Annotated in this window: 14 protein-coding genes; 8 read left to right on the top strand and 6 right to left on the bottom strand. The window is 59.8% G+C overall.

What is annotated here, in order from left to right; genetic code table 11:
- The 5 genes from ACVDG9_RS21580 to arsB all read left to right on the top strand — a co-directional run bounded on the left by ACVDG9_RS21580 (position 1) and on the right by arsB (position 4339).
- Entirely contained in the window at positions 1-930 is a 930-nt protein-coding gene (locus ACVDG9_RS21580) for an ABC transporter permease subunit (protein WP_023003395.1), read from the top strand.
- Between the two features lie 3 nt (positions 931-933).
- Positions 934-1770: an ABC transporter ATP-binding protein gene (locus tag ACVDG9_RS21575; RefSeq protein WP_023003394.1), complete on the top strand. Its 837-nt coding sequence runs from the start codon at positions 934-936 to the stop codon at positions 1768-1770.
- A gap of 1 nt (position 1771) precedes the next feature.
- Positions 1772-2602: a dipeptide ABC transporter ATP-binding protein gene (locus ACVDG9_RS21570; RefSeq protein ID WP_023003393.1), complete on the top strand. Its 831-nt coding sequence runs from the start codon at positions 1772-1774 to the stop codon at positions 2600-2602.
- A 178-nt stretch (positions 2603-2780) separates the two neighbouring features.
- Positions 2781-3134 carry an ArsR/SmtB family transcription factor gene (locus tag ACVDG9_RS21565; RefSeq protein WP_447238945.1) on the top strand — a complete coding sequence of 118 codons (354 nt, stop codon included), beginning with the start codon at positions 2781-2783 and terminating at the stop codon, positions 3132-3134.
- Positions 3135-3292: 158 nt separating this feature from the next.
- Positions 3293-4339 carry an ACR3 family arsenite efflux transporter gene (arsB, locus tag ACVDG9_RS21560; protein WP_023003391.1) on the top strand — a complete coding sequence of 349 codons (1047 nt, stop codon included), beginning with the start codon at positions 3293-3295 and terminating at the stop codon, positions 4337-4339.
- Here arsB and ACVDG9_RS21555 read toward each other — a convergent pair.
- Positions 4336-4983 (bottom strand): GntR family transcriptional regulator, encoded by a 648-nt coding sequence (locus ACVDG9_RS21555; RefSeq protein ID WP_447238944.1) that lies wholly within the window; start codon positions 4981-4983, stop codon positions 4336-4338. The genes arsB and ACVDG9_RS21555 overlap by 4 nt on opposite strands.
- Before the next feature lie 192 nt (positions 4984-5175).
- Here ACVDG9_RS21555 and ACVDG9_RS21550 point away from each other — a divergent pair, with 192 nt between their 5' ends.
- Positions 5176-6417 carry an NAD(P)/FAD-dependent oxidoreductase gene (locus ACVDG9_RS21550; RefSeq protein ID WP_447238943.1) on the top strand — a complete coding sequence of 414 codons (1242 nt, stop codon included), beginning with the start codon at positions 5176-5178 and terminating at the stop codon, positions 6415-6417.
- Between the two features lie 42 nt (positions 6418-6459).
- On the opposite strand, the gene ACVDG9_RS21545 is transcribed toward ACVDG9_RS21550, so the two are convergent.
- Positions 6460-6885: a GNAT family N-acetyltransferase gene (locus ACVDG9_RS21545; protein ID WP_447238942.1), complete on the bottom strand. Its 426-nt coding sequence runs from the start codon at positions 6883-6885 to the stop codon at positions 6460-6462.
- A 224-nt stretch (positions 6886-7109) separates the two neighbouring features.
- Entirely contained in the window at positions 7110-7796 is a 687-nt protein-coding gene (locus ACVDG9_RS21540; protein ID WP_023003387.1) for a DUF2270 domain-containing protein, read from the bottom strand.
- Positions 7797-8048: 252 nt separating this feature from the next.
- On the opposite strand from ACVDG9_RS21540, the gene ACVDG9_RS21535 reads away from it, so the two are divergent.
- The gene (locus tag ACVDG9_RS21535; RefSeq protein WP_447238941.1) at positions 8049-8987 is read left to right on the top strand and encodes an MliC family protein; all 939 of its coding nucleotides are present in this window, start codon (positions 8049-8051) and stop codon (positions 8985-8987) included.
- A 43-nt stretch (positions 8988-9030) separates the two neighbouring features.
- On the opposite strand, the gene ACVDG9_RS21530 is transcribed toward ACVDG9_RS21535, so the two are convergent.
- On the bottom strand, positions 9031-11466 hold the full coding sequence (locus ACVDG9_RS21530; protein WP_447238940.1) for a Tex family protein: 2436 nt from the start codon (positions 11464-11466) through the stop codon (positions 9031-9033).
- 421 nt (positions 11467-11887) lie between these two features.
- Here ACVDG9_RS21530 and ACVDG9_RS21525 point away from each other — a divergent pair, with 421 nt between their 5' ends.
- Positions 11888-12538, top strand: coding sequence for a TetR/AcrR family transcriptional regulator (locus ACVDG9_RS21525; protein ID WP_055661227.1), 651 nt, complete (start codon positions 11888-11890; stop codon positions 12536-12538).
- On the opposite strand, the gene ACVDG9_RS21520 is transcribed toward ACVDG9_RS21525, so the two are convergent.
- Entirely contained in the window at positions 12522-13643 is a 1122-nt protein-coding gene (locus tag ACVDG9_RS21520; protein WP_023003383.1) for an ATP-dependent DNA helicase, read from the bottom strand. The two genes, ACVDG9_RS21525 and ACVDG9_RS21520, sit on opposite strands and share 17 nt — an antisense overlap.
- A 315-nt stretch (positions 13644-13958) precedes the next feature.
- A complete protein-coding gene (locus ACVDG9_RS21515) occupies positions 13959-15281 on the bottom strand; it encodes an NAD(P)/FAD-dependent oxidoreductase (protein ID WP_447238939.1) in 1323 nt (440 codons plus the stop codon).
- Between the last annotated feature and the right edge of the window lie 151 nt (positions 15282-15432).

The following is a 15432-nucleotide window of genomic DNA, read 5'->3' as shown; positions in this document are numbered from 1 at the left end:
ATGACAAATACCTCGCCGGCTGCGAAAGCCGATCAGACCAAGCTCCAGGCCGAAAGCCGCAACGCCACCAAGGCGCAGCTTGTCGAGTTCTGGTACTACTTCTCACAGAACAAGGGTGCCGTTGTCGGCCTCGTGGTGTTCGCGTTGCTGGTCCTCATGGCCATCTTCGCACCGCTGGTCGCACCGCATAGTCCCGACTTCCAGTACCGCGACAGTTTCCTCGTGCCTCCGGTCTGGGAGGAGGGCGGCAAGGCCGCGTTCCTGCTGGGAACGGATGCCGTTGGTCGTGATATTCTTTCGCGCCTCATCTTCGGCGCGCGCTTCTCGCTGTTCATCGGTGTTGTCGTCGTCACCATCGCCCTTGTCGGCGGTGTCGTGATCGGCCTTGTCGCCGGTTACATGCGCGGCATGACCGACACGCTGATCATGCGTGTGATGGACATCATCCTGGCATTCCCCTCGCTTCTGCTGGCCCTCGTGCTGGTGGCTATCCTGGGGCCCGGGCTGATCAACGCCATGATCGCAATTGCCATCGTGCTGCAGCCGCATTTCGTGCGTCTGACCCGCGCGGCGGTCCTGTCCGAACGCACACGGGACTATGTCGTCGCGGCGAAGGTGGCAGGTGCCGGGCACATGCGGTTGATGTTCAAGACGATCCTGCCGAACTGTCTGGCGCCGCTGATCGTTCAGGCGACGCTGTCGTTCTCCAACGCGATCCTGGATGCGGCTGCCCTCGGCTTCCTGGGCATGGGAGCACAGCCGCCAACACCGGAATGGGGCACCATGCTTGCCGAAGCGCGTGAATTCATCCTGCGCGCGTGGTGGGTGGTAACCTTCCCGGGTCTGGCGATCCTGATCACCGTTCTTGCCATCAACCTGGTCGGTGACGGTCTGCGCGATGCGCTCGACCCGAAACTGAAGAGGAGCTAAGCCATGTCTCTTCTTGAAATCAGAAACCTGAAGGTCGAGTTCGACACCGCCAAGGGCCCTTTCAAGGCGCTCGACGGCGTTGATTATGCGGTCGATGCGGGCGAAGTCCTGGCGATCGTCGGCGAATCCGGGTCCGGAAAATCCGTCGCCATGCTGGCGACCATGGGTCTGCTGCCGAACACGGCAACGATCACCGCCGACAAGATGGAATTCGAGGGTCTCGACCTGCGCACCCTGTCGGCCAAGGAACGGCGCCGGGTGATCGGGAAAGACATCTCGATGATCTTCCAGGAGCCGATCGCCAGTCTCAACCCGTGTTTCACGGTTGGCTTCCAGCTCAGTGAAACATTGAAGACCCACATGGGATTGAAGGGACGTCAGGCCCGGGACCGGGTGGTCGAGATCCTGACTTCCGTCGGTATTCCGAACCCAGCCGAACGCCTGTCCGCATTTCCGCATCAGATGTCCGGCGGCCAGTGCCAGCGTGTGATGATCGCCATGGCAATTGCCTGTGCGCCGAAACTGCTGATTGCCGATGAGCCGACGACTGCCCTTGACGTGACGATCCAGAAACAGATCCTGGATCTCCTGGTCAAGCTGCAGCAGGACAGCGGCATGGGGCTGATCATGATTACCCATGACATGGGTGTGGTGGCCGAAACGGCCGATCGTGTCATCGTGCAGTACAAGGGCCGCAAGATGGAGGAGGCCGACGTGCTGTCCCTCTTCGAAAACCCCAAGAACCCGTATACGAAGGCATTGCTTTCAGCGCTGCCGGAAAATGCCACGGGCGACCGCTTGCCGACGGTGAGCGACTTTGCCGAAGCGGGAGGTTTCTGAGATGGCTGACGATGTGATCCTCAAGGTCCGCGATCTGTACCGGACCTATGACATCAAGGGCGGCATGTTCAAGAAGGCGTCGACCCTGACCGCCGTCAAGGGTGTGAACCTGGATGTGGAACGCGGCACCACCCTTGCCGTGGTCGGCGAAAGTGGCTGTGGCAAGTCGACCCTTGCGCGCATGCTCACCATGATTGACGCGCAGTCTTCCGGCCTTATCGAGATCGACGGCCTGCCGATCGATATCTCCAAGACCGGTATTTCCCGCGAAATGCGCCAGAAGGTGCAGATCGTTTTCCAGAACCCCTATGGCTCGCTGAACCCGCGCCAGAAGATCGGCCATGTTCTGGAAGAGCCGCTTCTCCTGAACACCGACATGCCGTCGGCAGAACGCCGTGACCTGGCGCTGCAGATGCTGGAGAAGGTCGGGTTGCAGCCGGAGCACTACGGCCGTTATCCGCACATGTTCTCCGGTGGTCAGCGCCAGCGCATCGCGATTGCGCGGGCAATCATGATGAAGCCGAAGTTGCTGGTGCTCGACGAGCCGGTCTCCGCGCTTGACCTGTCGGTCCAGGCGCAGATTCTGAACCTGCTTGCGGACCTGCAGGAAGAGATGGGCCTCACCTATGTGTTCATCTCTCACGACCTGTCGGTGGTGCGCTACATCGCAGACAAGGTAATGGTGATGTATTTCGGTGAAGTGGTGGAATACGGCACGCGGGACGAGGTTTTCGAGAACCCGCAGCACGATTACACCAAGACACTGTTCGCCGCGACGCCGAATGCGGATGTGGAAAGCATCAGGAAACGACTGGCCGCAAAGGCTGCCTGAACCGGCAGTTCTGTCAGACGCTGAAAACAAGACCCTCGCTCTTTCCGGAGCGGGGGTCTTTTGCTTTCGGTCACAGAGGTGCGCTCACATTCCTGCCGGTCGCAGCTTCGGTTCGCAACTTCTCGCAATGCAGCAATTATTGGGTTGCATAGTTCTAGATTTCGAGTATTCTCGAAATATGGAAAAAAAAGACGCCCTGAATGCATTGGCAGCTCTTGGTCAGGAAACCCGCCTCGACGTTTTTCGCCTGTTGGTGAAGGCCGGAAAAGAAGGCATGACTGCCGGTGCCATCTCAGATGCACTCGATGTGCGTCCGAATACCCTGTCGACCCACCTGGGCGCCTTGTCCCGTTCCGGCCTTGTGCACGCCGAACGAGACGGGCGCTCGATTTGTTATCGGGCGAGCCTGGAAGCGATGCAGGGCCTCGTGACTTACCTGTTGCAGGACTGCTGCGGCGGCAACCCGGAACTCTGCGCACCGATCGCATCGCTTGTGGCCGGTGGCGGCTGTGAACCAGGTGGGAAGTGCTGACATTCAGGAAACAGATATGCCTGGATGCCGGAAGGTTCCTTTCGGCAGCAAGACAAGTTGCGTGACCGGTTCTGAGCGATTTGATGTTGAGACACCTCGGGCAGGTTTTCCACGCTGCTCCCTGGTTTGCTGAAATGCCGATGTGAGAGAGAGTTGGAATGACACAGGAAACGTCACCCATGGGGCTCTTCGAGCGCTTCTTGTCGCTCTGGGTTGCCCTGTGCATTGCCGCCGGGGTCGGGCTCGGCGCCCTCTTTCCCGGGGTTTTCGAGGCGATCGCCTCTCTGGAATATGCCAGCGTCAATCTGGTTGTGGCCGTACTCATCTGGGTGATGATCTACCCGATGATGGTCAACGTAGATTTTGCCTCGCTGAAGGATGTCGGCCGCAAGCCCAAGGGGCTCTGCATCACGATCGTCGTCAACTGGCTGGTCAAGCCCTTCACGATGGCTGCACTCGGTATCCTGTTCTTCGAGCACGTATTTGCGGGGCTGGTGGATCCGCAGACTGCGAAAGAGTACATCGCCGGCATGATCCTGCTCGGGGTCGCGCCGTGCACGGCCATGGTCTTCGTCTGGAGCCAGCTGGTGCGCGGCGATGCCAACTACACGCTTGTCCAGGTCTCCATCAACGACATCATCATGGTGTTTGCCTTCGCACCCATCGCGGCGCTGCTGCTTGGTGTGACCGACATTGTCGTACCGTGGCAGACCTTGCTGCTGTCGGTGATCCTTTATGTGATCATTCCGCTGGTGGCCGGCTATTTTACCCGCAAGGCGCTGGATGGATCGGGGAGCGATGAGCGCATCGCGGAGTTCACGGGAAAGGTCAAACCCTTCTCCGTCATGGGTCTTCTGGCAACAGTTGTCCTGCTGTTCGGATTTCAGGCGCAGACCATTCTGGAAAAGCCGCTGGTGATCGTGTTGATTGCCGTGCCCCTGCTGATCCAGAGCTATGGCATTTTCTTCGTCGCCTACGCCTGGGGGTATCTGTGGCGGGTGCCGTTCAACACCGCCGCGCCGGCAGCGCTGATCGGGACGTCCAACTTCTTCGAGCTTGCCGTTGCCGTTGCCATCAGCCTGTTCGGTCTGAACTCGGGCGCTGCCCTTGCGACGGTTGTCGGTGTTCTTGTGGAAGTGCCGGTAATGCTGTCTCTGGTCGCTTTTGCAAACCGGACACGGTCTCACTTTCCGGCGGCTGCCTAACCGGAGCCGCTGACCAGCGTCGTTGCCTGACGGCGCAGGTACAGCATCAGGTTTTCCGCGTGATCCATCGCGGCGGCCTCGTCTCCGGCAGCAACAGCGCGCATGACCTCCATGTGGCTCCAGGCTGCCGGGGTGAGATCTTCCTCACCAAAATGGCGGTACCAGAACCGGCGGCTCTGCGTCTGCAAAGGGGCCAGAGCCTTTGCAGCAAATGGGTTGCAGGCAGCGGCCGAGACGACTTCGTCGAAGGCTTTGTCCAGGCGCAGATAGTCTGCCACGTCCGGCTTCGCAGCCGCCTCGCGCATGTCTAGTGCAATCGCTTCCAGGGTTCTGCGGTCGTCCTTGCTGGCAAGCCGCGCTGCCAGCCCTGCAACGAGACGTTCCAGGGCGTGGCGGGCCTCAAGGACCTTCAGAAAATCGGACGGGTGCATTTCCGCAACGACAATGCCAAGCCGCGGCCGGATGCTCAAAAGGCCTTCCCAGGACAGCCGCTGAATGGCTTCGCGTATGGGTGTTCTGCCAAAACCCAGTCTCTGTGTAAGCGCGGCTTCCGTCACGGTTGCCCCTGGTTTCAGTTTCAGGGTCACGATTTCTTCTTCCAGCAGGCGGTAGGCCTGAGTGGATCGGCTGAAATCTGCGGACATGAAAGTCTGAGCCTTTATATGTTTCAGATGTGCGAGTGATATATCAGAAGGTTGGCCGCTAGACGAGCCTTGCCGGTTCTGGCAGGACGGTGAACCTGAAAACAGACTGTTGGTCCGGTCGGTGGATCCTTGCGACACCCGCATTGTTTCGCCGAACAGGTCGTTGATCGCGAACGAGAAAAGACACGCCGAATGAGCAAGGGACATGTCCATGTGGTTGGTGCGGGCATCGTCGGGCTGGCGACTGCTGCCAGCCTGGTGCAACGCGGATACGGCGTTACGGTGCTGGACCGCGAAGGCCCTGCGGCAGGCGCAAGCCAGGGCAACGCGGCTGCCATCGCCTGGACAGATGTTGCGCCTCTTGCTTCGCCTGGTCTTTGGAAACAGGCCTTCAAATGGATGCTGGACCCGCTGGGTCCCTTATCTGTCCGTCCGGCTTATGCGCTCAAGATCCTGCCGTGGATGCTGCGTTTCATGGCAGCTTCAAACCCTGCAAAGGTGGCGCAGAGCACGAAGGCGCTGGCGGATCTGAATGGAGGCGCTCTTCCTGCGTGGGAAGCGCTCTGGCGGACAACGGGAACCCACAACCAGGTGCGCCGGGACGGCTGCCTGGAACTGTTCGACACGGTGCAGTCGCTTGAAGCCTCGCGCGCGGGCTGGGCCGAGCAGCGTGACTACGGCATCAAGGTTGAGGAGCTGGATGCATCAGCGATCCGGGATCTGGAACCGGACCTTTCTTCCCGTGTCGTCGGCGGAGCACTCGTGCCGGATTGGGTGCAGGTGGATGAGCCCAAGGTCCTTTGCCTTTCGGTTGCCGAGTGGCTGTCATCTCAGGGTGTCAAGTTCGAGGTTGGTGAGGTCAGCCGCTTGCAGCCCAATGACAAGGGCTGTGACGTGATCCTGAAAGATGGCAGCACGATCGCGGCCGAGCGACTGGTGATTGCCTGCGGGGCATGGTCGAAGGCCCTTGCCGCGCAGCTGGGAGATCCGATCCCGCTGGATACGGAGCGCGGTTACAACATCACCATCCCGAACCCCGGCGTTAACGTGAACCGCATGATCATGCTGTCCGGTCACGGGTTCGTCCTGTCGCGTCTGTCCAGCGGCTTGCGCGTCGGCGGAGCGGTGGAATTCGGCGGTCTCGACCTGCCGCCGAACTGGCGCCGCGTGGACGCAATGCTGGCCAAGGCAAAGCTGTTTTTCCCGGAGCTCAAGTCGGAAGGCGGCAAACGCTGGATGGGGTTCCGCCCGTCGATTCCTGACAGCCTGCCGGTCATCTCGCCGGCAACACGGCATAGCAGGATCTTTTATGCCTTTGGGCACGCGCACCACGGTCTGACGCAATCTGCCGTCACAGGGCAGATGATTGCGGACATGATCGAGGGCGCGCGGCCTGATATCGATCCAGCGCCCTTTGCGGCAAGCCGGTTCTGAGCCAGAGTCAGTTGCGGCGGCCCGAAGGCCGCCGCTTTCCTGTCAGGGCTTCATCGTCATTTTAATGCTGACGTGCTGTGCCTGTTCGTGAAAGTATTCTTCGGTCGGCACAAAGCCATAGGCAGTGTAAAAACGCCGGCCGCTAGCATTCTCCTTGAAGACTTCAACCGTGAGCGGCCCCTTCTGTTTGACCGCGTGATCCACAAGGGCCCTTCCGAGGCCGCGTCCATGATATTGCGGGTCCAGAAACAGGCCGCCGATGTAGTTGTCCAGCAGCGAGATGAAACCGACGGCAACACCATTGATCTCCGTGACGTAGGTTTCCGCCTTTGGCAGATAGATGTCGCGGATGGCAATGGCGGCCATGTCGTGGAAGTCGTCACTCAGAAACGGGTGGGCGAATTCACTGGCCTTGCGCCAGATATGGATGATCCGTTCAGCGTCCTGGCTGACATAGGGTCTGATCATTTGGATAACATTGTCCTCGTCCGATCATGAGGTCACGACCGGGTGGTGTCTCTCGTCAGGTTTGGCAAACGCAGTCCGGAGCAGCCGGAGGCGATTTGCGGATGGGCACCGATGGGTGCCCGAGAGGTCAGGACATAAAATCTCCGAAGTGGACTGAGAGGCCCATACCACACCCTGCTGCCGGAGGAAAAGACATGTGCTTCTCGAAGCTGACACCGGCTGTCTCAGATCGACTGCATCGGCGAGCGGCGTTTTTCCCTGTAGAGCTTGTCCAGTCGCAAGGTCACGATGGCAAACACCACCCAGCTGGTATGAAAGACAAGACCTGCGAGCATGACGGTCCATCCGGGAATCGGCCCTATCGCCGCCCGTTGGAACACGTCGGCAAGGCTGGTCAGTGGGACGGGGTGTATCGCCAGCTTGCCGTAGTAGGCGACAGCCTGGATCGCCAGGATCCAGGAATAGTTGCTGCGCAAGCGCCGTCCTGCCGCCCTGACCAGCGAGATATGATAATGCGGCATCTCATAGTCGTCGGAGAGCATCGTTGCCCAGCTTCCGCGCATGGGCACTTTGCCTCCAGCGAGGATAGGCGCGTAAAAGTCCGTCTCCATCAGCCGTGCCCGGGCCCGAAACATGTTGTAGTAGCGGTAGCGGCGAGCTTCGAAGATCAGGAAAACAGTTACCAGCAGCCCCACCAGCACCATGGGCAAGGGTGAGGCTTCCTTGTTGGAGAATGTCGCGGACAGGGCGATGCCGGTGGTGACGACGGCCCAGTTGGTGGTGTTGTCGAGGCGGGTGCGCCAATGTGTGCTGCGAAACACCTCCGCGCGGTAAAGGTGGGCAAGCGCGGTGAGCGTGCCGGACTCCATGTCCTGCTTGGGCCAGTCCTGTTCCTGATCCTTCTGAGACATATTCCGTTCCTAAACGGACTTCCTTTTAAAACAGAGTAATGCAGTTTCCCGCTATTGCCAGAGGGGCAAAATTGACCATGGCGAAGCCGGGGAAGGGCGCGCGCTGCCTGTCTGACAAAGTGCCGCGCAAGCAGCCGCAAAACGAAGTTCCATTTCCTGTTCCTATGACCTAAAGTTCGTCGTTGAATACAGTAATTTTCTCCGAAGACGCTGCATTTCCTCTTAAGTAACTTCAATAGAACAGGCATTTTGATGAGCAGATTTTCGCTTTTTGTCGTGCTGGCAACACTTGTTTTGCCAGCCAGTTTCGCTTTCGCCTCACCGGACGTCGATTTCCCGCAAAACGGTGCATCCTACGGCGGCAAGGTTCGCAGTGGTCCTGGTATGCAATACGGGCAAAGCGGCAGTCTCCGTCAGGGGGATGCCATTTTGATCCTGTCCGGTACCGGGGTCATGATGAATGGATACGAGTGGTTCCAGGTCAGGTATCGCAACGGACAGACAGGCTATCACTGGGGCGGGCTGTTCTGCTCGGAGCGCCCATACCCGGGGATATACGAGGTCTGCGGTGGCCGGCCTCAGCTCCAGAACCCGGTTCCGCAGCAACCTGGCGGTCAACTGTCGGCAGCTCCTGGTGTGAACGGGCAGAACGTTGGTGTCGTCCGGCATTCTGGCGGCAGTTTCACAAACGTTGGAAACGGCCAGTGGCAGGAAGCGGACGTCTACGGCACCGTGAATTTCCATTTTCAGGAATTCGGCCGGGACGACTGGTCGGTGTATCTCCACGATGCTTCAAGAAATGTGACGCTGCAGCTGAATCTGCATCGGCGCATGATCCTTTATGCGCAGGGAAATGGTCCGCGGTCGGACCTTTACCAGATCACCGATGCCTTTCCGGCGCGCAACTATCAACCGGCAGCAGCTGGCAATGTGGCGCAGCCGGCCGCCGGTGACTCAATCACGGTGCATTACACGTGCACCGAAGGATTGCCTTTGACGGCCACCTACGTGCAAAGCGGCAATGGCCACCTGATCTACACCATTGACGGTCACACGCCGAGACGGCTCGAGCAGGTCGTCTCAGGGTCAGGCGCGCGTTATACGGACGGTCAGTACACGGTTCACAGCAAGGGACGGCAGCTCTTGCTCCAGTCGCCTTCGGGCATCGATGACTGTTACGAAAACCAGTAACAGGTTGATCCAGCGGCGCTGATAACGCCGCTGGATCAGTCCGTCATTTCTTCTTGTTCATCGCTGCGGCGAGTGCCGCGGCCAAGGCGTTGTTGCCGCTGTCTCCGCCGGAGGACTTCGGCGCGCCGCCACCACGGGGGCCATTTCCGCGCGGGCCGTTACCGCCGCCGGGTCCCTTGCCGCTGGGGCCTCTGCCTCCCGGACCGTTCCGGTTCTGGCCACCCCTGTCCTGACCACCACGCTCGCGCTGGCCCTGGTAATCTGCCTGGGACTTCATGGTCATGGAGATGCGCTTGCGTGGAACATCCACTTCCAGGACCGTCACCTTGACGATGTCACCGGCCTTCACGACCTTGTGCGGATCATCGACGAACCGATCAGCCAATTGGGAAACATGCACCAGCCCGTCCTGATGAACACCAACATCGACGAAGGCGCCGAAGTTGGTAACGTTGGTGACCGTGCCTTCCAGCTTCATGCCCGGTTTCAGGTCGGAAATTTCCTCGACGCCGTCCTGAAGGGTCGCGGTCTTGAATTCGGGGCGCGGGTCGCGGCCCGGCTTTTCCAGTTCCGACAGGATGTCCTTCACGGTTGGGAGGCCGAATTTCTCGTCGGTGAATTCTGACGGTTCGAGGCCTTTCAGCAGTGAGGCGTCGCCCATGATCTGGCGCACGTCGCGGCCGCAGGCCTTCACGATCCGTTTTGCCAAAGGATAGGCTTCCGGGTGGACGGACGAGGCGTCGAGCGGTTCCTTGCCTTCGTTGATGCGCAGAAAGCCTGCGCAAAGTTCAAAAGCCTTGGCGCCGAGGCGCGGGACTTCCTTGAGCTGTGTGCGACTGTCGAAGCGGCCGATGGCTTCACGGTGTTCGACAACCGCCTTTGCCAGACTGTCCGACAGGCCGGAAATGCGCGACAGCAGGGCGGGAGAGGCGGTGTTGAGATCAACGCCGACGGCATTCACCGCGTCTTCGACAACCGCATCCAGCGCACGGGCCAGCTTGGTCTGGTTGACGTCGTGCTGGTACTGGCCGACGCCGATGGACTTCGGTTCGATCTTGACCAGTTCGGCAAGCGGGTCCTGCAGGCGGCGGGCGATGGAGGCCGCGCCGCGCAGGGAAACGTCGACATCCGGCATTTCCTTCGCCGCCAGTTCCGAGGCCGAATAGACCGAAGCACCAGCCTCGTTGACGATGACCTTTACCGGGCGCTGGGCGGAGGGGATGTCGGCAAGAACGTCACCCGCCAGCTTGTCCGTTTCACGGCTGGCCGTGCCGTTGCCGATGGCGATCAGGCCGACCTTGTGTTTCGCGATCAAGGCGAGGAGAGCGGCGCGGGAGCCGGAGACATCATTGCGCGGCTGGAACGGATAGATAGTCGCGGTTTCGACCAGCTTGCCCGTTGCATCGACCACGGCAACCTTCACGCCTGTCCGGATGCCGGGATCGAGGCCGAGTGTGGTTCTCGAACCGGCGGGCGCTGCCAGCAGCAGATCCTTGAGGTTGCGGGCAAAAACCTGGATGGCTTCTTCTTCCGCCTTGTCACGCAGGACACCCATCAGGTCGAGTTCCAGGTGCAGGGCAAGCTTCACCTTCCAGGCGAAACGCGCAGCTTCCATAAGCCACTTGTCGCCAGGACGACCCCGGTCGGCGATGCCATAGGTGTCAGCAACCATCTTTACGGCGGGCAGGACAGGGGAGACGTCGTCAGCATCAACCGTCAGGTCGACAGACAGGATGCCTTCGTTGCGACCACGGAACAGCGCAAGGGCGCGGTGACTCGGGATCTTGGACCATTGTTCGGAATAGTCGAAATAGTCGGCGAATTTCGCACCTTTTTCTGCCATGCCGTCGATGAGTTTCGATTGAACGACACCACGTTCCTCGACATGGCGGCGCAGGCGGCCGACCAGCTCGGCGTTTTCGGCAAAGCGTTCCATCAGGATCTGGCGAGCACCGTCAAGCGCCGCCTTGGTGTCGGCAACGCCCTTGCCTTCATCCACGTAAGCGGCCGCTTCGGCCTCGGGGTCTCGGGTGGGATCACCCAGAAGAGTGTCGGCCAGCGGTTCCAGGCCGGCTTCGCGGGCAATCTGCGCCTTGGTACGACGCTTCTTCTTGAACGGCAGATAGATGTCCTCAAGCTGGGACTTTGTATCGGCTGCCTGAATGCCGGCAACAAGATCGTCTGTGAGCTTGCCCTGCTCTTCGATGGATTTGGTTATGGCGACGCGGCGGTCTTCCATTTCGCGCAGATAAATCAGCCGCTCTTCGAGCTTGCGCAGCTGGGTGTCGTCAAGCCCACCGGTGGCTTCCTTCCGGTAGCGGGCGATGAACGGCACCGTTGAACCTTCGTCCAGCATCTGGACGGCCGAATTCACCTGGCCGGCCTTGCAGCCGATTTCATCCGCGATCCTCTGTGCGATGCGCAGGGCGGTCTGGGCGGACAGGTCGGCCTTGGGAGTGGACGTGGTCGGGTCGGTCATCGATACGCTTGCCATTTACGAAAGGTACTTTCCGTCGAGAAAAATCTGAGCCGCAGACGATAAGCCCCCTCAATCGGGCGGAAAAGGGACCGATGAGCTCCGTCCACTGTGAAATACCGAAAGATTGCCGGATCGGGCGCGCCGGATTGAAACGAGCTGAGCCCAATGGCGAACCAATTTCACCGCAGGCAGTGCAGTGAAATTGTTTTGGTATGCACTTTTAGGTTGAATGGTGGGTAGTTCCTGTACGAATTGCAATAAATTGCGTATTCTGCGTTGAAAACGAGCAGCTATTCTTTCAACAGGATGTCGTGGTCGGTTGGTGGTGCGCATGGTGGGCAAGGCGCACATCCTGCCGAGGTTCAAGGTTCCCGAGCTTTAATAACCGGATCACACGGTTTGTTATGAGGAGTGCAGACCGATGGCGCGCGGACGGCCAAGAAAAATCGATACCAAAGACGCTCTTCATTCCGTGATGATCGCCTTTTGGCAGAACGGCTATACCGGCACATCCATGAGCGATCTTGCCGAAGCGTCAGGCATGGCCAAACCGGGCCTTTATGCCGCGTTCGGCGACAAGGAAGCACTGTTCGAAAAGGCGCTTCTGCATTATTTCGAAACCTATGGCGGGCCGGTTTTTGCCAGGTTGAAACGGGCTGAAAAACACGTTGTCCAGGACTTCCGGGATTTTCTCGGTGCCGTCGCGGACCTGACGCTGGACAAGGAAACACCGGCTGGTTGTTTTCTCGTCAATGCGCTTGTCGACTGCACATATGGCGCTCAGCGGCATCAGGAAGTTGTGCTGAACCTGAGGGCTGCACGGTTCAAGGCCATCAGGGATCGCCTCTTAAAGGCGGTTGCCGCGGGGGAGATGTCTGAAGATACCGACGTGGACCGGACGGCAACCTTCATCGACGGACAGTTTTCGGCAATTGCCCTGCTTGGGCGCAGCGGCAGCAGCGAGAACGACCTCAGAACCTTTATCGAGACCGGTCTCCAGGCACTTCCTGCCAGCAATGATCTGCAGGAGATTTCCGAAGCCGCGTTCAACTCGCCTATCTTACGACAGTGATCTGCTCGGCGGCGCGGGTGACTGCGGTATAAAGCCAGCGGCTCTTGTGCTCGCGGAATGCCCAGCTTTCATCGAACAGGACAACGTTGTCCCATTGCGAGCCCTGGGCCTTGTGGACGGTCAGCGCATAGCCGTAGTCGAATTCGTCCGCCTTGCGCCGGATGGCATAGGGAATGCTTTCCGCGCCATCCTCGAACATGGCCGGCAACACCTTCACCTTGACGGCGTTTCTCGAGAGCTCGTCCTCGGACACGACATCGAAGCGCAACGTGTTGCCGCGTGGGGGGCGCAGGCGCTTGACCGTCCAAAGACCGCCGTTCAAAAGCCCCTTGGTCTTGTCGTTCCTGAGGCACACCAGCTTGTCGCCGACCGCTGGCATGGGAGTGGAGAAATCCTTCAACTCGCGAATGCGGGCGTTGTAGAGCCTGCGCGTCTTGTTGGTGCCGACCAGTACCTGATCGGCGGCAAGGATCTGGTCCTTGTCGATGTCGCGCCGGTGGATCACCCGGCTTTCGCCGAATGTGCCGTAGTCGAGCTGGCCACCGTCGCGAATGGTCATCGACATGCGCACGATCGGATTGTCCTGCGCCTGCCGGTGAACCTCGGTCAGCATCACGTCGGGTTCTGCTTCGGTGAAAAAGCCGCCGCCCTTGACCGGAGGCAGCTGTGCCGGGTCACCCAGCACCAGAACGGGCGTGCCGAAGGACAGAAGGTCCTTGCCCAGGTCTTCGTCCACCATGGAGCATTCGTCGATGACGATCAGGCTCGCGGTCGAAGCCTGGCTGTCCCGCTTGATGGCAAACTGCGGGCCGCTGTCGTCATCATCGTCGTCAAGGTCGTCTTCTTCCTTGGCCGAACGGGGGCGGTAGATCAGCGAATGGATCGTGCCCGCATCCTCGCAGCCTTTCTGGCGCAGCACATGCGCAGCCTTGCCGGTGAAAGCGCCAAAACAGACGTCGCCGTCGATGCCTTCCGCCAGATGCCGGGCAAGCGTTGTCTTGCCCGTGCCCGCAAAGCCGAACAGGCGGAACACCTGCCTGTCGCCGCGCTTTAGCCAGGCAGCGGCTTCTTTCAGGGCTTCATCTTGTTGCGGGGACCAGGCCACGGAATGCTCCTTCAGGATCAGAACCGGTTGCTTACCCCGAAACGGGCGATTCGACCACGGCGGAATTGGGGGGGCTTGAGGCCGTTATGTTCAGTCGCGCGCACCGGGCGTTCGTCCAGCGAAGCCAGACAGGAGCCGTTTCCAATCCAGACGCCAGCCTCAGACCTTGCCGTAGTTCCAACCCCAGCCGCAGCCGTAGACCCAGACTCAGCTCCAACCCAGCCCTAGCCCCAACCTCCCCCTCCTCAGGATGAGGGGGAGGGTTGGGGATCGCTCCTACGATTTCGGCTCAGAAGAACAGAAGCTTGAGTGAAATTACCCGAGCACCGAGAACGAGCTTTCCTTCGTCAGCTTGCGCTTGCGGGAGAACGTGGCCGTGTTGAGCGTGTGGGGGACATGCTCCAGCTTGAATTGCAATGGCGTGGCGTCATGATCGTTGCCAGCTTCGCAGTAACCGATCAGATCTGTCATCAGGCGCCCGGCAACGGTTGCGTTCTTGAACTGGTTGCCGCTGGTTCCGATGGCCAGGTAGTAGCCATCTACATTGGTGCGGTCGTAAATCGGGAGCCAGTCGTCCGTCGCATCATAGAGCGCTGCCACACCGACAGGGTGTTGGGATACGCCCAGCTCGGGAACCCGTTGAGAGTAGCGGTAGGCATAGGTAAGGCCGCGGTCGGTGAGGTCCATTGCGAAATCGTCGGGATCTTCCACGAGATGCGGGTCGCAGGCAGGGTTCTGGCTGCCGATCATCAACTGGCCGCCGCCACCCGGCTTGACGTAGACGGAGATGTCATTGTCGGAAACGACCAGACCTACGCGGGAATATTTCAGACTTTGTGGCGGGGCGATCTGAACCACCTCCTGGCGCAACGGGCGGTGGCCGATCTTCAGTCCGGTCTCACCTTCCAGGAGTGCGTTCACCTTGCCGGAATGCGGGCCGGCGACATTGATGACGATAGCTGCCGGGATATGCTCGCCGTTTTCAGTGAGAACACCGGTGACACGGTTGTTCTCTACCGGAATCTTGACGATCCTGGTCTTGAAGCGGAACTGCGCCCCAAGCCTGGCTGCCGCATCCTTCAGGTTGCGGGCGGCGATTTGCGGATCGTCGACGTAGCCACCTGCCGGGAAGAAGACACCGCCCTGAAGCGCGCCACCGGTCGGCATGCCGAAGTCGTCGTCATCCATGGTTTTCGCCGGGGCGAAACAGTCCAGGTTGTAGCCGGGGAGTTCCTGTGTGATGCGGTCGGCCGACCAGTGTTCATAAGGGATGCCGAGGGCGTCGGCATGTTCCAGAACATGCTTCTGGTAGTTGTCGGATGCGGTCTTCATCACCAGGGTGCCGGTCTCGATGAAATGCGCCAGTTCCCCGGCGTCTTCCGTTTCCAGATAGGCCTGCCAGTTCTTCCAGTCGTGATAGCCTTCAAGGGCCATCGCCGTGCCGTCGCGCGTGGAATAATAGGTGCGGATCACCGCCGCGGAGCTGGAGGTGGAGCCATAGCCGGCTGCCGGCAGGGCGTCGACGTTCAGTGTCTTGTAGCCCTTGCGTGTCATGGACAGTGCGATGGCGCAACCGATGATGCCGGCACCGATGATAATCACGTCATGACGGTTCGGCGTTTCGTTTGATGTTGGCATGGCTGTCTTTCCTTTCGGCGTTTCGCCCAGAACAGAGGACAGCCCCTTTTTTGTCTAGCGGCAAAACCGCCACTTGATGTTCCGATCCAGTCATATCGTTTGTCGGAAAGGCTGCAGATGCAGCCAAAAATCATCATCTGTTTACAAATAA

The organism is Roseibium sp. RP-7 (assembly GCF_053005225.1).
This window is presented reverse-complemented; position numbering and strand designations above follow the sequence as displayed.

Excerpts from the sequence above, each read along its gene's own strand:
- ACVDG9_RS21555 (WP_447238944.1), bottom strand. The coding sequence starts at position 4,983 with ATGTCCGCAGATTTCAGCCGATCCACTCAGGCCTACCGCCTGCTGGAA.
- arsB (WP_023003391.1), top strand. The coding sequence starts at position 3,293 with ATGACACAGGAAACGTCACCCATGGGGCTCTTCGAGCGCTTCTTGTCG.
- ACVDG9_RS21535 (WP_447238941.1), top strand. The coding sequence starts at position 8,049 with ATGAGCAGATTTTCGCTTTTTGTCGTGCTGGCAACACTTGTTTTGCCA.
- ACVDG9_RS21550 (WP_447238943.1), top strand. The coding sequence starts at position 5,176 with ATGAGCAAGGGACATGTCCATGTGGTTGGTGCGGGCATCGTCGGGCTG.
- ACVDG9_RS21525 (WP_055661227.1), top strand. The coding sequence starts at position 11,888 with ATGGCGCGCGGACGGCCAAGAAAAATCGATACCAAAGACGCTCTTCAT.
- ACVDG9_RS21515 (WP_447238939.1), bottom strand. The coding sequence starts at position 15,281 with ATGCCAACATCAAACGAAACGCCGAACCGTCATGACGTGATTATCATC.
- ACVDG9_RS21575 (WP_023003394.1), top strand. The coding sequence starts at position 934 with ATGTCTCTTCTTGAAATCAGAAACCTGAAGGTCGAGTTCGACACCGCC.
- ACVDG9_RS21530 (WP_447238940.1), bottom strand. The coding sequence starts at position 11,466 with ATGACCGACCCGACCACGTCCACTCCCAAGGCCGACCTGTCCGCCCAG.
- ACVDG9_RS21565 (WP_447238945.1), top strand. The coding sequence starts at position 2,781 with ATGGAAAAAAAAGACGCCCTGAATGCATTGGCAGCTCTTGGTCAGGAA.
- ACVDG9_RS21540 (WP_023003387.1), bottom strand. The coding sequence starts at position 7,796 with ATGTCTCAGAAGGATCAGGAACAGGACTGGCCCAAGCAGGACATGGAG.
- ACVDG9_RS21545 (WP_447238942.1), bottom strand. The coding sequence starts at position 6,885 with ATGATCAGACCCTATGTCAGCCAGGACGCTGAACGGATCATCCATATC.
- ACVDG9_RS21570 (WP_023003393.1), top strand. The coding sequence starts at position 1,772 with ATGGCTGACGATGTGATCCTCAAGGTCCGCGATCTGTACCGGACCTAT.
- ACVDG9_RS21580 (WP_023003395.1), top strand. The coding sequence starts at position 1 with ATGACAAATACCTCGCCGGCTGCGAAAGCCGATCAGACCAAGCTCCAG.